Source organism: Thiovibrio sp. Mzg5, from assembly GCF_055379285.1.
The window spans coordinates 1,113,290-1,127,793 of the sequence record NZ_AP022872.1 but is presented as its reverse complement, the minus strand read 5'-3'; the positions used below and the strand labels follow the sequence as shown (position 1 = coordinate 1,127,793).

Annotated in this window: 14 protein-coding genes; 6 read left to right on the top strand and 8 right to left on the bottom strand. The window is 58.1% G+C overall.

From position 1 onward, the window contains the following. Positions 1–434: 434 nt before the first annotated feature. Together ACZ46D_RS05005 and ACZ46D_RS05000 are read left to right on the top strand one after the other, a co-directional pair. A complete protein-coding gene (locus tag ACZ46D_RS05005; RefSeq protein ID WP_464928938.1) occupies positions 435–752 on the top strand; it encodes a P-II family nitrogen regulator in 318 nt (105 codons plus the stop codon). Between the two features lie 41 nt (positions 753–793). Continuing rightward, positions 794–1,267 carry a hypothetical protein gene (locus ACZ46D_RS05000; RefSeq protein ID WP_464928937.1) on the top strand — a complete coding sequence of 158 codons (474 nt, stop codon included), beginning with the start codon at positions 794–796 and terminating at the stop codon, positions 1,265–1,267. A 106-nt stretch (positions 1,268–1,373) separates the two neighbouring features. Here ACZ46D_RS05000 and ACZ46D_RS04995 read toward each other — a convergent pair whose 3' ends face one another. After that, positions 1,374–2,657: a class II fructose-bisphosphate aldolase gene (locus tag ACZ46D_RS04995; protein WP_464928936.1), complete on the bottom strand. Its 1,284-nt coding sequence runs from the start codon at positions 2,655–2,657 to the stop codon at positions 1,374–1,376. A 67-nt stretch (positions 2,658–2,724) separates the two neighbouring features. Between ACZ46D_RS04995 and ACZ46D_RS04990 the strand changes: the two genes are divergently transcribed. Next, the gene (locus ACZ46D_RS04990) at positions 2,725–2,913 is read left to right on the top strand and encodes a hypothetical protein (RefSeq protein WP_464928935.1); all 189 of its coding nucleotides are present in this window, start codon (positions 2,725–2,727) and stop codon (positions 2,911–2,913) included. Between the two features lie 2 nt (positions 2,914–2,915). Here ACZ46D_RS04990 and ACZ46D_RS04985 read toward each other — a convergent pair whose 3' ends face one another. The 7 genes from ACZ46D_RS04985 to ACZ46D_RS04955 form a co-directional block, all read right to left on the bottom strand. After that, positions 2,916–3,290 (bottom strand): response regulator, encoded by a 375-nt coding sequence (locus ACZ46D_RS04985; protein ID WP_464928934.1) that lies wholly within the window; start codon positions 3,288–3,290, stop codon positions 2,916–2,918. A gap of 106 nt (positions 3,291–3,396) precedes the next feature. Continuing rightward, on the bottom strand, positions 3,397–3,822 hold the full coding sequence (locus ACZ46D_RS04980) for a response regulator (RefSeq protein WP_464928933.1): 426 nt from the start codon (positions 3,820–3,822) through the stop codon (positions 3,397–3,399). A 72-nt stretch (positions 3,823–3,894) separates the two neighbouring features. Beyond that, positions 3,895–4,695, bottom strand: a complete 801-nt coding sequence (locus ACZ46D_RS04975; RefSeq protein WP_464928932.1) for a response regulator — start codon at positions 4,693–4,695, stop codon at positions 3,895–3,897. A 49-nt stretch (positions 4,696–4,744) separates the two neighbouring features. Beyond that, the gene (locus ACZ46D_RS04970; RefSeq protein ID WP_464928931.1) at positions 4,745–6,616 is read right to left on the bottom strand and encodes a GNAT family N-acetyltransferase; all 1,872 of its coding nucleotides are present in this window, start codon (positions 6,614–6,616) and stop codon (positions 4,745–4,747) included. Continuing rightward, positions 6,613–8,718, bottom strand: a complete 2,106-nt coding sequence (locus tag ACZ46D_RS04965) for an acetate--CoA ligase family protein (RefSeq protein WP_464928930.1) — start codon at positions 8,716–8,718, stop codon at positions 6,613–6,615. The genes ACZ46D_RS04970 and ACZ46D_RS04965 overlap by 4 nt, the downstream gene beginning before the upstream one ends. Positions 8,719–8,744: 26 nt before the next feature. Further along, complete coding sequence (locus tag ACZ46D_RS04960; protein WP_464928929.1) at positions 8,745–9,410, bottom strand: CBS domain-containing protein; 666 nt, start codon at positions 9,408–9,410, stop codon at positions 8,745–8,747. A gap of 2 nt (positions 9,411–9,412) precedes the next feature. Continuing rightward, positions 9,413–10,387, bottom strand: a complete 975-nt coding sequence (locus tag ACZ46D_RS04955) for a histone deacetylase family protein (protein WP_464928928.1) — start codon at positions 10,385–10,387, stop codon at positions 9,413–9,415. Positions 10,388–10,706: 319 nt separating this feature from the next. Between ACZ46D_RS04955 and ACZ46D_RS04950 the strand changes: the two genes are divergently transcribed. From ACZ46D_RS04950 to ACZ46D_RS04940, 3 genes are all read left to right on the top strand, one after another. After that, positions 10,707–11,876, top strand: a complete 1,170-nt coding sequence (locus ACZ46D_RS04950) for a deoxyguanosinetriphosphate triphosphohydrolase family protein (RefSeq protein ID WP_464928927.1) — start codon at positions 10,707–10,709, stop codon at positions 11,874–11,876. Beyond that, a complete protein-coding gene (locus ACZ46D_RS04945; RefSeq protein WP_464928926.1) occupies positions 11,873–13,654 on the top strand; it encodes a chloride channel protein in 1,782 nt (593 codons plus the stop codon). Before ACZ46D_RS04950 ends, ACZ46D_RS04945 begins: the two co-directional genes overlap by 4 nt. 101 nt (positions 13,655–13,755) lie before the next feature. Continuing rightward, positions 13,756–14,472, top strand: coding sequence for a hypothetical protein (locus tag ACZ46D_RS04940; protein WP_464928925.1), 717 nt, complete (start codon positions 13,756–13,758; stop codon positions 14,470–14,472). Positions 14,473–14,504 lie beyond the last annotated feature (32 nt).

Genomic DNA, 14,504 nt, shown 5'->3' with positions numbered 1-14,504 from the left:
CAACGCTCGACCAGAATGGCCAAGAGATTGCTGCCGTTTCTCCGGTGGAGCAGGGTTAATCGTTGGGACGTTCATACTTTAAGGCTAGCAGAAGCCATTTGGAAAATCTAACACAATATTTCTGGGTCTTTCTGGTTCTGGCGGCAGGTTGCGCTTGCTGAAATCCGACCGCAGGGATGCCGTGAGGGCAATTCTTTGACAGGTACAGGCCGAGCAGTGTCACCGGCGACGGAACTTGTCTTAACGTCTTGATGTTTTGTTGGTGTTTGGCCATCCGAAGCGCCTGTTTGCAGCAAATTTTGAGTTGTTAGGAGTCCGCCACCATTGAATGCTTGACAATATACAGCCCCGGCTTGATAATTCCTTTAAGGGCGCCACATGATAAAGCCTGGGGTTGCCGGATGACGTTTCAGTTCATAAGGAAGGGGGAGTGTATGGAAAATGTGAATCCGAATCTGATAACCTGTATCGTTCAGCGCGGCGAGGCAGACCGGGTGGTGCAAGCGGCGATGCAGGCCGGGGCGGAAGGGGCAACCCTGTATTATGGCCGGGGCACCGGCATCCGCGAAAAACTTGGGTTTGCCGGGATGTTCATCAAACCGGAAAAGGAGATCATTCTGATCATCACCAAGAATGAACAGACGGACGCAGTGTTTGATGCGGTGGTCAAGGCAGCCGGGCTTGAGAAAAAGGGGCAGGGCTTCGCTTTTCTCCATAAACTTGACCGCGCCATCGGCTTTGTGACCAAGTGACCTCCTGGTTGACGGAATCTTCGCATATGGGATCTGCATAGATGGGCCGATATTTCTTCATTTCCGGCTGCACGGTTGCGGTCTTCCATCTTGTCGGGTTTACCTCCGGAGAGGTGCTTGCCGCGGTGGTCGGCTTTCTTGCCGCCAACCGGACGGCGCTTCTGGCTTCAGGCCTGGGCGGGGCCTTCGCCTTGGTCTGCGCTTCGCTGCTGTTTGGCGGGATTGGCTTTTTTAATATCCTCTATGTGATGGCCAAGGCTGTTTATGAGCTGGTTCAACTGCTTCTTTGCGCCATGGTTGTCGGCTCTCTTGTGTTCTGGTTCGATCTCGGTGTCAATCTCTGGCTGGAGGGCGGAGGAACCCTGGTGGTTGTTCTTTACGCCTGGCTTTATGGCGCAGCCTTTAGTCTGCGCGTCTTTGATTTCAACTATCCGATCAAGGATGTGCTCCTTTCTTACAGCGCTCTTCCCTTTGTCTGTATGGCGGTGTTCTGGCTCAGCGGCCTGATCCGGTAGAGAGCCGGCCCGCAAAAAAAACGCCGTCGGTCACAAGACCAACGGCGCTCTCAATTACAAGCAACGGCGGAAAAAATAGGGGCTGGAAAAAAACGGCCCTGGCTGTTCAATCGTCAAAATCACCTTCCGGGCCTTTGTCGCCGCCGAGGCTGGCCGCCCTCCGGGCGATCTTTTCCCCGGTCCATTGGGCAGGATCCTCAATGCGGCCGACCTTGGGTCCCATGTCGTAGGATCCTTTCTCCAGGATGGCTTTGATCCCCAAGGGCGCGCTGTCCTGGGCGTTGAACACCGTGACCAGCAGGTTGTAGACAAAATCCTCCACCCGTTTCACCATCCGTTCCCGGATCGCTTTGGGCTGCCCCATCAGTTTCGGCTCAAAGGGCAGGTTCAGGCTCTTGTAGTTGCCCTTTTTCCAGCCGTTGGCCTCGGCGTAGGCAACCATCTGCTGCCACATGTTTTCGGTTACTCCCGCATCTTTCACCTTGATGAAATTGCCGTCTGCGTCCAGGATGGCGTTGCCGTAGTCGTTTACCTGCAAGCCCCAGGAAACCATCTGCAGGGCCGTGGCCACATTGGCCTTGGTGGTGGAGGTCTTGGCGGCGATCTCCCGCAATCGTTCCGAGCTGTTGCCCGAGGTGCCGTGCTGGGCGCCGGAGACATGGTATCGCGCCAGGCCGGCGTGGACTTCGGTGGTGAGCCCCACCTGGATACCCTGGCCGCTTTCTTCAATGCCGTGGGTGGTGCCGTTGTTCAAGGCGATCCAGTCGGGGAAGATGTTGTGGGCATTGAGGCCTTGGATGAGGAAGAGCGCTTCCGCCGGGGTGGAAAGCCCCTGGTCGCCCTTGATCTCGCCGATTTCGGTTTCCAGCCCGGCCCAAGCGGGCACCAGTTGTGTCAGGGCCAGGTTGGTTAAAAGATTCTTGTCGTCGGGCAGATGGGAGGCATCGATGGCAATGGAGGTGATCCCCGCCTCGAAAATGGTGGGAATCTCCACCTTGGCGAAATCGAGATCCGTTTCCTTCTTGATCCCGTAATGGTCGGCATGGATAGCCACCGGCACGGTGATACCCAGCTCGTTCATGGCTTGGTCCACCTGCATGGCCATGTTCCAGTAATTCACCGGGCAGTAGGCGCTTGCCCCGCCCTCGGAGCGGGCGATCTCGATGATGATCGCGGCATTGGCCCGCTGCGCGGCGAGCAGGGCCCCGCGGATGATGAAGTTGTTGCGGCCGTTGGCGGCGATGGTCATGGCCTTGCCCTTGGCCATGAGCGCCCGGTCGATTACCTTGCCGCTGACGATCAGGGCCTTGGAGTTTGGGAAAAGCTTGACAATATTGGGCGGTCGGCCGACGGCGAGAGCCTGTGTAAAATCTGCCTGGGAGACAGACATAATGGAACCTCCTTGAAGTGCGGATAATCTGTTGGGTTGTCTGGCGCTATTATAGTGGATACCAGGAATGAGTCATCAAAAAAAACAAGAGAGGGCGATTGGGAACGAAAATCCTGCAACAGGAAATTTGGGCATGAAAATAAAGGGCGTAGGCGGGTCGCTGATTTTTGCTGAGAATATTCTTTTGCCGGCACCACTCTTCCTGATTCCTGGGGCATTTCTCCATCCGGTGAAAAGGCGACAAGGAAGCGGGTAGCCTCAGAGCAGGGTTTTCAGCCGTTCGATGGTGGCCTGGGTGATGGGCTTGGGGATGACCGTTTCCACCGATGGCCTGCCTGACACCTCAAGAAGTTTGCCGGGATCGTCAAAACTGGTGATGACGATGACTTTTGGTTCTTTCTTGAGGAACCCCTTTTGAAAAGCATCTTCGATGATGGTGAGAAAGGTCTCGCCATCCACCACCGGCATGACAAGATCGAGAAGAACGACATCCGGCTGGTATTTCAGGTAGCGGAAAATAGCCTCGGTGCCGTTTGCCGCTTCAAAGAGCTCACATCCCGGCACATTTCGCAGCAGATGATTTTTGAGAATGGTTCTGGCGGTCGTTTCATCATCGACAATGAGTATCTTCATCCATTTCCCCCCTAAGGGAATTGCAATCAGTGGTGTGGGCACGCGGAAATTCGAGTCGTTTAGCTCGCACTATAATGCATATCGGCAGTTTTTCAAATGAGCAGTGTTATTTTTGTTGCAGGGACAAGTTGATGGCCAGCTCTGGAAACCAGGCGCTGATGGTGTTTGTCTGGGTCCAGCTTTCCCTGAGCCTGGTTTTGGGAACAACCGGGATATTCAGCCCGGTTTCGGCCAGCGCTGCCGTGATCTTTGCCAGGGGGGTGCCGCTGAACAGGATAAAGCGGAGATCCCTCCGCTGCTCCACAATGAGGAGCTTGGTTGCAAGCTCTATTCCATCCATAACCTCCATTTCATAATCGCACAGGATGTTGGGTATTCCTTTGGCGACCAGAAGATCGTAGGCCTCCTGCCCGTTTTCCGCCTCGTGGATATTTCTGGGCGGCACTCCGGCCCCCTCCAAGCGCAAGCGGACAACCATGCGGATGAATTCCGCATTATCGACAATCAGGATGGTTGAGTAGTCTGGATGCATACACGCTTTTAGGATTCTTCCGTTGCGGGAAGCAAGAAAATATTGGTTGAAACCGGAGCTGGCTGTTGCGGTCTATTCGTTTTGCAGCGCCAGGTTGAGTCGGCTTGCCACCGATTGGCGCAGCGACTCATGGGCGGCCAACACCCTGTGCCAGGCGGAATCGGCCTCATTCATTTTTCCCTGGCGGATACAGGCATCCAGCTCTTGCGCGGCCATGCCCAATTTTTTTGCGGTGAAGATCGCGGATGAGCCTCTGAGGCTGTGGCAGCAGGCCAGTATCCCTGCTTGATCGCCCACGGCCATTGCCTCGCCCAGCAGGGTCAGCTGTTTGTTGGTATCGGCAAAGAAGGCCGTGGCTATCCGGCAGAGGGTCGTTTCGTCGGTGTAGGTGGCAAGCAGGGCCTTGAAATCCAGGTCGAGATGTTCTTCTGAAGCTGCCGAGGTTGGCCCGGCTGCTTGTTGATTTGTGCAGCCAGGGACGAGATGTTTTTCAATGGCGGCGAAAAGTTGGTCCGGGTCAAAGTTTTTCTCGGCATATCCGTCGAGGCCCGCAGCTAAAAGACGGCCCCGTTCGGCTGCGGTCTCGGCCGTAAGAGCGATGACCGGAATGGCGCGGATTGCCGGGTTTTCCTTGATTTTGCGGGTGGTTTCCACCCCATCCATCCCGGGCAGGCCGATATCCATCAGAATAATCTGAAAATCGGGATCTTCAGCAAGGATGTCCAGCGCTGCTTCGCCGCTGGTGGCGGGAACGGTCTGCCAGCCCCGTTCGGCAAGGATGGAGGTGAGGATGTCCAGATTGAAATCCACATCCTCGACCACCATGATTTTGATAGCTTTTTGGGTAACATCGTCCGCGATTGGGGAAACCATCTGTCCCTCCGTAGCCTGATATTTTACCCCCCGCCAACATGATAGCCGATCAGAAATCAATCTGGAAGCTGTAAACGTCCTCCTCCAGGCTGCTTTTTACGGTGAAGCCGCAATGGAGGAAGATGGCCTGCATGCGTTTGTTCTCCCGCAGCACCTCGGCGGAAAAACCGGCGATGCCGTTTCGCTTGGCGATGGTGACCAGATGCCGGAAAAGAAAAGTGCCGATCTGCTTGTTCTGCCATTCGTCGCGGACAATAAAGGCCACTTCGGCCCGGTTGGTTTTTTCGTCCAGGTAGTAGCGGCCGATGGCGATGATTTTCTCGCCGTGCGCTTCGGGCACGGTGCCGACAATGGCCGCGTCCTTGCGGTGATCGACGTAGACGAAGTTTTGGATTTGCTTATGGCCGAAGCGCTGGCTGTGGGTCATAAAGCGGTAGTAGAGGGTTTCCTGGGAAAGGGCGTAGAGGATGTCCCGCATCCGGGGCTCATCGGTGAGATGCACCGGCCGGAAATTGATCTGGGTGCCGTCTTCGAGCAGCATGGTGGTGTTCATCTCCTGGGAGGCGATCATGAAGCGGCCCTCCACATCGCCGAGGTCCTGGCGGAGATATTTGGCCTCGATGGCCTCCTTGAACAGCTGCTCCCTGAACTTGGGATGGGCGATGCTGATCAGGGCCAGGGCCCGTTCCTGCACACTCTTGCCGTGCAGGTAGGCAACGCCGTACTCGGTGGCCACGTAATGCACCTCGCCCCGGGTGGTGACCACGCCGGCCCCAGGGGTGAGACGGGTGACGATGCGGGAGATGGTTTTGTCCTTGGCCGTTGACTCCATGGCGATGATGGGCTTGCCCCCGATGGAGCGGGCCGCGCCCCGGTTGAAATCCACCTGGCCGCCGATGCCGGAATAGAAGAGAGAGCCCAGGGAGTCGGCGCAGACCTGACCGGTAAGGTCGATTTCCAGAGCCATGTTGATGGCCACCATCTTGTGCTGCCTGCCGATGATGTGGGTATCGTTCACGTATTCTGTGGGCCTGAAGCAGAAGAGGGGGTTGTTGTCGATGTAGTCGTAGAGCCGCTGGGTACCCATACAAAAACTGGCCACGATCCGGCCCTTGTCCGTGGTTTTTCGGCTGCCGGTGACGGCGCCCGATTCCACCAGGTCGATGATGGAGTCGGTGAGCATCTCGGTGTGGATGCCGAGATTTTTTTTGTAGCGGAGGAATTCCACCAGGGCGTGGGGGATGCGGCCGATGCCGAATTCGATCGTTGATTCGTCTTCGATCAGGGCGGCGATATGCTCCCCGATGCGGCGGGTATCCTCGGAGACCGGGGTGGATTCCCGTTCGATGATGGGGCTTGCCGCCGGCACCAGAATATCGAGGTCGTAGATGTCAAGAAAGCTGTCGCCCAGGGTTTTGGGCATCAGGGGGTTTACCTGGGCGATCACCAGCGAGGCGTTTTCCGCAGCACTCTTCACGATGTCCACCGAAACCCCCAGACTCACTTTGCCCCGTTCGTCGGGGGGGGTTACCTGGATGAGGGCCACGTCGATGGGGAGCTGGCCGGAGTTGAAGAGCATGGGGATGTCGGAGAGCAGGGTAGGGGTGTAGTTGCCCAGCCCCTGCTGGATATGCTCCCTTATGTTGGCGCCGATGAAAAAACTGTTTACCGAGAAGCAGTCGGTCAGGTTAATGCTGGCGTAAGGGGCATCGCCCTTGGTGAGCAGCTGGATGATCTCCACGTCGGCCAGCTCGCCGGCCCGCTCGGTCAGGGCTGTGACCAGCAGTACCGGCTCGGCGCAGGCCGTGCCGATGAAGACCCGCTGGCCCGGCTTGATTTTGGCTACAGCCTGGTATGGTGTGGCAATCATGTCGCTGTACTTTTCTTGCCAATCGGGATCGTAATTCTTTGGGCTGGTCATCGCACTACCTCAAAGCTCTGCAAGGTCATTCTCGCATCCGCCACCACCGGCTCGGTGCCTATCTCCCCGACGATGAAGGGATTGATGTCCAGCTCAGCAATCTGCGGGAAATCGGTGGTCAACTGGCTGATCCGCTGCAACCCGTTGGCAATGCCCGCCAGATCGACGCCTTTGTGCCCCCGTTTTCCTTTAAGGATTTCGTAGGAGCGGGTACTCATCAGCATCTGGATGGCCTCTTCGTTGGTAATGGGCGCCAGGTAGAAGGTGACGTCCTTCATGACCTCAACAAAGATGCCGCCCAGGCCGAACATGAGCATGGGGCCAAACTGTGGATCGCGGTTCATGCCGATGATCACTTCCAGGCCGCGGGAGAGCATTTTTTCCACATAGATTCCTTCAATCCAGGCTTCCGGCGCTCGTTGGGCGGTGCGGAGCATCATGAGGTCGTAGGCATCCGCCACCGCCTCGGAGCTGGTCACGTTGAGCCTCACCCCGCCGAGTTCGGACTTGTGGATAATGTCCGGGGAGACGATCTTCATGGCCACCGGATAGCCGATGCGTTCGGCGATCTCCATGGCCTCGCCGACATTGGTGGCCAGATACCCCTGGGGGATCTGAAACCCGTAGGCCTGGAGGATGCTTTTTGCCTTGACCTCGCCGATCTGCAACCGGCTGGTCCGCAACCGTCTGGTGATGATGCGTTCCACCCGCCGCCGGTTCACCGGGAAGCGGGCCACCATTCGGGGCGGGCGCTTGCGCCAGGCGGCGTATTCCACCAGGGCCTTGAGCGCGGCCACGGCCCGTTCCGGGGAAGGATAATCGGGCAGCCCCGCAGCCACCAGCTCATCCCGGCCCGGCATGACATCGGTCCCGCCCATGAAGGCGACAACCACGGGCTTTTCGCCCTTGTTGGAGGCGGCAATGGCTCGGGCGGTTTCCGCCGGTTTGGTCATGGCCTGCGGGGTGAGGATCACCACGATGGCGTCCACGGCCTCATCTTCCTGGGCTGCTTCCAAAGCGGCCACATAGCGCTCCGGTTCCGCGTCGCCCAGGACGTCAATGGGGTTGCCGACGCTGGCCGCAATGGGCAGTTTTTGGCGCAGGGCCGAGGCGGTGTTGCGGTTCAGGGTGGCCACGGTCATGCCGGATTTTTCCACGGCATCGGCGGCCATGGTGCCGGGGCCGCCGGCATTGGTGATGATCAGCACCCGTTTGCCCTTGGGCAGGGGCTGCATGGCAAAGAGGGCGGCATAGTCGGCCAGGGCCTCGAAATTGTCGGCCCGGATGACGCCCGAGCGCATGAACGCCGCGCCGTAGGCGATTTCCGCGCCCGCCAGCACCCCGGTATGGGAGGAAGCCGCCTTTTGTCCGGCCACGGTGGTGCCGGCTTTAAGGATGATCACCGGCTTTTTCGTCGAGGCCTCGGTGGCCGCCTTGACAAACTCGTCTCCGCAGGCAATGTCTTCGAGATAAGCGACAATCACCTTGGTCTGCGTGTCGGCGGCCAGGGCGATCAAGAGATCCCCTTCGTTGAGGTCCGCCTTGTTGCCCATGCTCACCATCTTGGCGATGCCGGTGTGGCGGGCGGCGGCAAGGTCAAGCAAGGCGGTGCAGATGGCCCCGGACTGGGAGATCACCGAGATGCAACCCGGTTGCGGCATGCGGCTGGCAAAGGAGGCGTTCATGAGGTTTTCGGTGTTGATCAGCCCCAGGCAGTTGGGGCCGAGCAGGGGGACCTTGTGGCTCTGGCAGAGCTCGGCGATCCGGTGTTGCAGCTCAGCACCCTCCTCCCCCGTTTCTTTGAAGCCGGAGCTGATAACGGTGATTGCCTTGGTCTGGGCTTCGAGGCAATCCCGCACCGCCTCCAGAACCAAGGGGCTGGGCAGGGCGATGATGCAGAGATCGATTTTTTCTTTCGTCTTTTTGATCTCGGCCAGGCAGGGCAACCCCAGCATCTCCGGGGCCGCTGGATTCACCGGGATGATCCGCCCGGCATAGCCGCTGGCCAGGAGGTTGGCGACAATATCGTGACCGACCTTGCCCGGGGTGCGGGAAGCGCCGAGCACGGCGATGGAATCCGGATAAAAAAGCGGCTTGAGCATGGTGTTTTCCTGTAGGGAAGGGTTCGCTACACAACAAATTCTGGAATTTCCGGCAGAACAAGGGCAAAGCCTGCCTCTCTGAGGGCCTGGTGTACGGCGCTGATATTGTAGGTGTTGACCCGCAGGTAGATCCGCTCCGGCGCGGCCTCCTCCGCCTCGGTGCGGATAAGGCGGGTGAAGCGGATGTTGTGCTCTTCGAGCACCTTGGCGATGCGGGAAAGCGGCTTGCGCTTGCCGTCATGCTCCACCACGATCATGGCGCTCCCCCGTTCGCCAAGGCCGAAAAGCCGGCGGTAGGCGGCCATGAGGTCGCGCATGGAAAACATGCCGATGACCCGCTGTTCCTGATCCACCACGGGCAGGGCTCCGATCTTCTCCCGGTCCAGGAGGATCAGGGCGTCGTCTAGGGTGGACATGGGGTTTAAGGTGAAAAAGGCGCGGCTCATGATGGCGCTGACCGGGGTCTGGTCGAAATCCGCATGGCAGGCCTTGACCCGTTCTTCGGAGAGCACCGAAGAAGGAGAGGCCGAGCGCAGATCCCGGTCGGTGACAATGCCGACCAGGTGGTTTTCTCCATCCACCACCGGCAGGTGGCGGAATTTGCCGTTTTGGAGAATTTTCTGCACGGCGGGGAGGGTGGTTTCAGGGGAAACGGTCACCGGGTTTCTGGTCATGTGCTGGGTGATGAACATAATTATTCCTCTGTACTATTGTGGTTGCATAAGGCGGTGAGATAGGCGGTCGCGCTCTCGGCCAGGCTTTCCAGGTGATAGCCGCCTTCGAGTATCGACAACAGCTTTCCTTGGCAGAATTTTTTCGCCCAACCAGCCAGGTGTTCGCCGAACTTGGTGTAGAGCTCTGTGGAATAGGCAAGGCCGGACATGTCATCGTCGCGGTGTCCGTCAAAGCCTGCGGCGACAATGATCCGTTCCGGCGCGAAGGCGGCAAGGGCCGGCTCCACTCTTTTGAGCAAGGCATTGAGCACCATCTGGTCGTTGGTTCCCGGGGGCAAGGGGATATTCAGGGTGGTTCCGCGTCCTGGACCGGTGCCGATCTCTTCCGCATAGCCGCTGCCGGGAAAACTGAAGGTGGGATGCTCGTGCAGGCTGAGGTAAAAAACCTCCGGGTCTTCCTCAAAGGCGCTTTGGATGCCGTTGCCGTGGTGGGCGTCGAAATCGAGAACCAGAATCCTTTTCCGCCCATACTGCTGCTGCCAGTACCGGGCGGCCAGCACGCAGTTGTTCAAGAAACAAAAACCTAGGGCCAGGTTGCTTTCGGCATGGTGCCCCGGCGGCCGCACCGCGCAGAACACCAGATTTTCTTCGCCTTCCAGCAGGTCGATGCCGGTGAGCCCTGCGCCTGCCGAGAGCAGGGCCGCCTCGTAGGATTCGAAACAGAGCTGGTTGTCCGGATGGTCGAGATGGGTCTTGCCGGAAAGGGCGCACTCTTCCAGGCGGAAGAGGTAGTGCTCCTCATGGAAGGTGGTCAGCCAGCGTCGTTCCGCCTTGCGGGGTTCGATAAAGTTGAGCCTATCCTTGAGCGGCGAGGCCTCGAGCCTTGTCAGCAACGCGGTGAGGCGGTCCGGCGCTTCCGGGTGCTCACCGCCGCCGGTGTCATGGGCAAGACAGTGGGGATGGGTAATAATGGTTATCGGGCGGGAGACGGGCACCGGGCATCCTTTCAAAAAATCCCTCTCCCCTGCGGGGGAGGGTTAGGGTGAGGGGGAGTTGGCAGATGTGATGGTGTCGCCACTTTCACCCACCCCCCTGACCCCCTCCCGTCGAGGGAGGGGGAGCCTTATGCGCAAAGTAACCGGATAAAATCTCTAGGTATTGTTACCTAATTATTTAAAAATCGCACGGGGAAAATGCTAAAGTGGATATGAGCTGAATGATTCTGGTGGAAAAACGACAAGACATTGTGTGGATGGGATTGCTGGGCTATACTTTATACTCTCTCCATCCACGACACAAACGGACCATACCGCCATGCGCCATGCGACACCCCCCCATTTGCTTGCCTTGAAAAACCAGCTGGATGCCCTGGAGGCCGAGCGTTTGTCGCCCCTTGCCAGCTTAAGCAGGGAAGGGGTTCGGCGGCATGCCGAGGAAGGAGAGGATGAGGACCACCGCCAACCCTTTGCCGTGGACGGCGACCGGATTCTGCATTCCCGGGCCTATACGCGCTACATCGACAAAACCCAGGTGTTTTATATGGTGGCAAACGACCATATCACCCACCGGGTTTTGCATGTGCAGCTGGTGGCCAAGATCGCCCGGACCATTGGCCGCTATCTGCGGCTGAACGAGGACCTCATCGAGGCCATCGCCCTGGGCCATGACATCGGCCACCCGCCCTTTGGCCATGACGGGGAAAAAATTCTGGACGGACTCTGCCGCGAGCATGGGCTGCCTTCGTTTCAGCATAACCTGCAGAGTGTCCAGTTTCTGGAGCGCATCGAACGGCAGGGGAGGGGCTGGAACCTGACCCTGCAAACCCTGGACGGCATCATGTGCCACGACGGGGAGATCCACAACCGCCGACTTGCGCCCCAGCCCGGCAAGACCTTTGCCGACTTCGACGCACAGGGGGCGGCCAAGGCCCAGGACCCTCGCCGGGAATTGGTCCCCATGACCTTGGAGGGCTGCGTGGTCCGTTTTGCGGACACCATTGCCTACATCGGCAGGGATATCGAGGATGCCATCGAGCTGAAGCTCATCAGCCGGGACGATATCCCCCCTCGTTGTCAGGAACTTTTTGGCCGCACCAACGGCAGTATGGTCTACCGTCTGGTGACGGACCTGATCACCAATGGTCTTGAAGGTGGGGCCATTGCCTTTAGCGAGGAGGTTTCCGAAGGGCTGCAGACGTTGAAGGTCTTCAACTATGAGCGGATATATCTGAACCCGGCCATCAAGAAGGGGCTGGCCAAGATCACCGCTTGCTATCGGGCGTTGTTTGCCTCCTGTCTTGAGCAGTTTGCCAGGCAGGAGCCCCAGGCGGAAATGTATGCAAATTTTGTGCAGGAACAAGGCAGGGAATACGTCGAGAGTCAGCACCCTCCGGCCATGGTGCGAGATTTTATCGCCGGGATGACCGATGCCTATTTTCTGCGCCAGGCAAGGCTGCTTGGGTGTGTGACCCCGGAGAAGATATGAAGACTAAGATCGGAAGAATCCTGCCGGGGGAGAGTTTCCGGGTGATCGCCATCGCCGCCTGTATCGGCCTGATGGCTGGGGCGGTGAATATTCTTTTCCGCGCCACCGTCGATTTGGTCCACGCATCTCTCTTTGTGCGCGGCTCCGCGTTTCTCGGTCTGGCCCAGGGTGGGCTGCATCTCCTGCTCCTGCCCTTGATTCCCCTCTGCGGCATGGTATTGCTCATCCCCCTTTCCCTGCTTTTTCCCGGCGAGGTCAACGGCTACGGCTTTCCAAAATTCTTGCGCCAGGTTAATTTGGAAGGCGGGATTGTCCGGTTTCGGACCATCTTTCTTAAGATCGTTTCCTGCGCCCTGACCATCGGCACCGGCGGCTCTGCCGGGGTCGAGGGGCCCATTGCCCAGGTGGGCGGGGCCGTTGGCTCGCAGATCGGGCAGTTCTTCCGGGTTTCCGGCATAAGGATGAAGGTGTTTATCGCCGCCGGGTGCGCCGGCGGGGTGGCGGCCATGTTCAACGCCCCCATTGCCGGGGTCTTTTTCGCCGCCGAGATCGTCCTGCTGGGCACCTATGAAATTGGCTCCTTTGCCGCGTTGGTGGTCTCCTCGGCTATGGCCACCGTGGTTTCCCGTTGGTACTATGGCGCTTCTCCAGCCTTTCCCATCCCGGCCTACGAGATGGTCAATTCCCTGGTCGAGATTCCCCTCTATTCGTTGATGGGTGTGATCATGGGGTTGGTGGCGGTCTTGCACATCTATGTGTTCTATACGATCCGCGATCGCTTTGCCGCGCTTCGCCTGCCTGCGCAGCTTAAGCCCCTGCTCGGCGCCCTGGCTCTCGGCGTGCTGGCCATGGGCTTTCCCCAGATCATGGGCGACGGCTATCATTATCTGGAAGAGGTGTTGGCCGGGCATGGCGTGCTCTGGGTGATGGTCGCGCTGATCTTTTTTAAGATTGCGGCAACCGCCATTACTTTAGGTTCCGGCGGTGCGGGTGGGGTGTTTGCCCCGGCGCTCTTCATCGGCGCTGTGACCGGCGGCGCCTTCGGCTTCGTGGCCCATAGCCTGTTGCCCTCGTATACCGCCAATCCCGGCGCCTATGCCGCCGTAGGCATCGGCGCTTTTTTGGCCGCGGCCACCCATGCGCCCCTCACCGCCATCTTTTTGCTTTTTGAGATGACCGGCAATTATCTCATCATCGTGCCCATCATGCTGGCAAGCATCATCGGCACGGTGGTGGCGTCTCGCTTGAATCCGGATTCCATCGATACCGTGGATTTTAGCCGCGACGGCATCGATCTCCATGAAGGGAGGGAGATCTCGGTGATGAAGTCCATCAAGGTCGGCAGGGTTATCAGCGAGGATGTGGATTTTGTCAGCGAGCAGGCCAACGTGGATCAGCTGCTCACCATCTTCAGCATGGCCAGGGACAGCTTCTATTTTCCGGTGGTTGATGAAAGCGGCCGAATGACCGGGGTCGTCTCCCTGCAGGACGTGAAAAGCATTCTCCATGACGAGGAACTGCGGCTCTCCGCCCGGGTGGGGAACATCTGTACCCGCAAGGTCGTGGTGCTCACCCCGGAAGATAACCTCCACACCGCCATGGCCCTTTTTGATGCCAAGGGGTTGGAAGAGATTCCGGTGGTGGAGGCCGAGGACAATCGCTGGGTGGTGGGGATGCTCAAGCGCCGCGAGGCTATTGCCGCCTACAACAAGGAGGTGCTCCGGAGGGGGATCAGCGAGCGGGCTGCCCCGGTTTTTGCTGCCTCCGGGGAACAATGATGTCCGGGGAGGCGTTTTTCGGGTGATTTAACTATCCGGGAAAAAAGTCTTCATCCATAATAAGGTCCATTCAACTTTTACAGGACGAGGAAGCAGGCTATATGCCCGATGAAGAACTCGATAACTTGCTCAAGGAAAACCGTGCACTCATCGATACTCTTAGCGAAGTGGCAATCCAACAGGGCAAGGAGAAGAAAGGTGGGCTGAAGGTGCTGTTCACGCTTATCCATCGAGATATTACGCAAGAAATCATTCGCGCGGTGGGTCTGGATGCGTTCGATAATCCCAAATCTCTGCTCAAATTCAACAAACATTTCACTAGTGCTTACCTGCAAGCGGTCAAGAATCCAGCATCCTCTCCAAAATGGAAAAAAGCGTTCGAAGAATGTGAGCTTCAGAGTGAGATAGTGAGTCAGGCCTTGGCAGATGTGATGCCGAAAGACCCGTTGTCGCCGTCTCCGCTTATGACACAGATGCTCGCTCAGCGGCGATGCACCGAAGCAGAAGGTGATGTTCATATCAACAACGATATGATGGAAGCGCTCATCGCGACACGCGAAGAGGGCAATTACCCTGTGTCGATGCGTGACTTCGGGAACATGCTTGAACTCGTGCAACGTGGCACAAAGAGTGGCATTAAAGAAGTGGTGCCGTCCGTCCTCGGCCATTTTGAGGCCTTTGTGAAGCAGTACTTACTGCCCTGTGTCGAGGAAACGTGGCGGAACAATGTGTTCAAGCAAGTCTGTGGTGAGGACGTTAGAAAGCCCGATAAACAGTTCAAGAGAACGATTGAGCAGACGAACACGACGAGGAAATGACGAACGATGCGGCGTGGCGCACAGGGAATGAC

What these genes read in the sequence shown, in the direction of transcription:
- ACZ46D_RS05005 (WP_464928938.1), top strand. Translation starts at nt 435, where the DNA reads ATGGAAAATGTGAATCCGAATCTGATAACCTGTATCGTTCAGCGCGGC.
- ACZ46D_RS05000 (WP_464928937.1), top strand. Translation starts at nt 794, where the DNA reads ATGGGCCGATATTTCTTCATTTCCGGCTGCACGGTTGCGGTCTTCCAT.
- ACZ46D_RS04995 (WP_464928936.1), bottom strand. Translation starts at nt 2,657, where the DNA reads ATGTCTGTCTCCCAGGCAGATTTTACACAGGCTCTCGCCGTCGGCCGA.
- ACZ46D_RS04990 (WP_464928935.1), top strand. Translation starts at nt 2,725, where the DNA reads ATGAGTCATCAAAAAAAACAAGAGAGGGCGATTGGGAACGAAAATCCT.
- ACZ46D_RS04985 (WP_464928934.1), bottom strand. Translation starts at nt 3,290, where the DNA reads ATGAAGATACTCATTGTCGATGATGAAACGACCGCCAGAACCATTCTC.
- ACZ46D_RS04980 (WP_464928933.1), bottom strand. Translation starts at nt 3,822, where the DNA reads ATGCATCCAGACTACTCAACCATCCTGATTGTCGATAATGCGGAATTC.
- ACZ46D_RS04975 (WP_464928932.1), bottom strand. Translation starts at nt 4,695, where the DNA reads ATGGTTTCCCCAATCGCGGACGATGTTACCCAAAAAGCTATCAAAATC.
- ACZ46D_RS04970 (WP_464928931.1), bottom strand. Translation starts at nt 6,616, where the DNA reads ATGACCAGCCCAAAGAATTACGATCCCGATTGGCAAGAAAAGTACAGC.
- ACZ46D_RS04965 (WP_464928930.1), bottom strand. Translation starts at nt 8,718, where the DNA reads ATGCTCAAGCCGCTTTTTTATCCGGATTCCATCGCCGTGCTCGGCGCT.
- ACZ46D_RS04960 (WP_464928929.1), bottom strand. Translation starts at nt 9,410, where the DNA reads ATGTTCATCACCCAGCACATGACCAGAAACCCGGTGACCGTTTCCCCT.
- ACZ46D_RS04950 (WP_464928927.1), top strand. Translation starts at nt 10,707, where the DNA reads ATGCGCCATGCGACACCCCCCCATTTGCTTGCCTTGAAAAACCAGCTG.
- ACZ46D_RS04945 (WP_464928926.1), top strand. Translation starts at nt 11,873, where the DNA reads ATGAAGACTAAGATCGGAAGAATCCTGCCGGGGGAGAGTTTCCGGGTG.
- ACZ46D_RS04940 (WP_464928925.1), top strand. Translation starts at nt 13,756, where the DNA reads ATGCCCGATGAAGAACTCGATAACTTGCTCAAGGAAAACCGTGCACTC.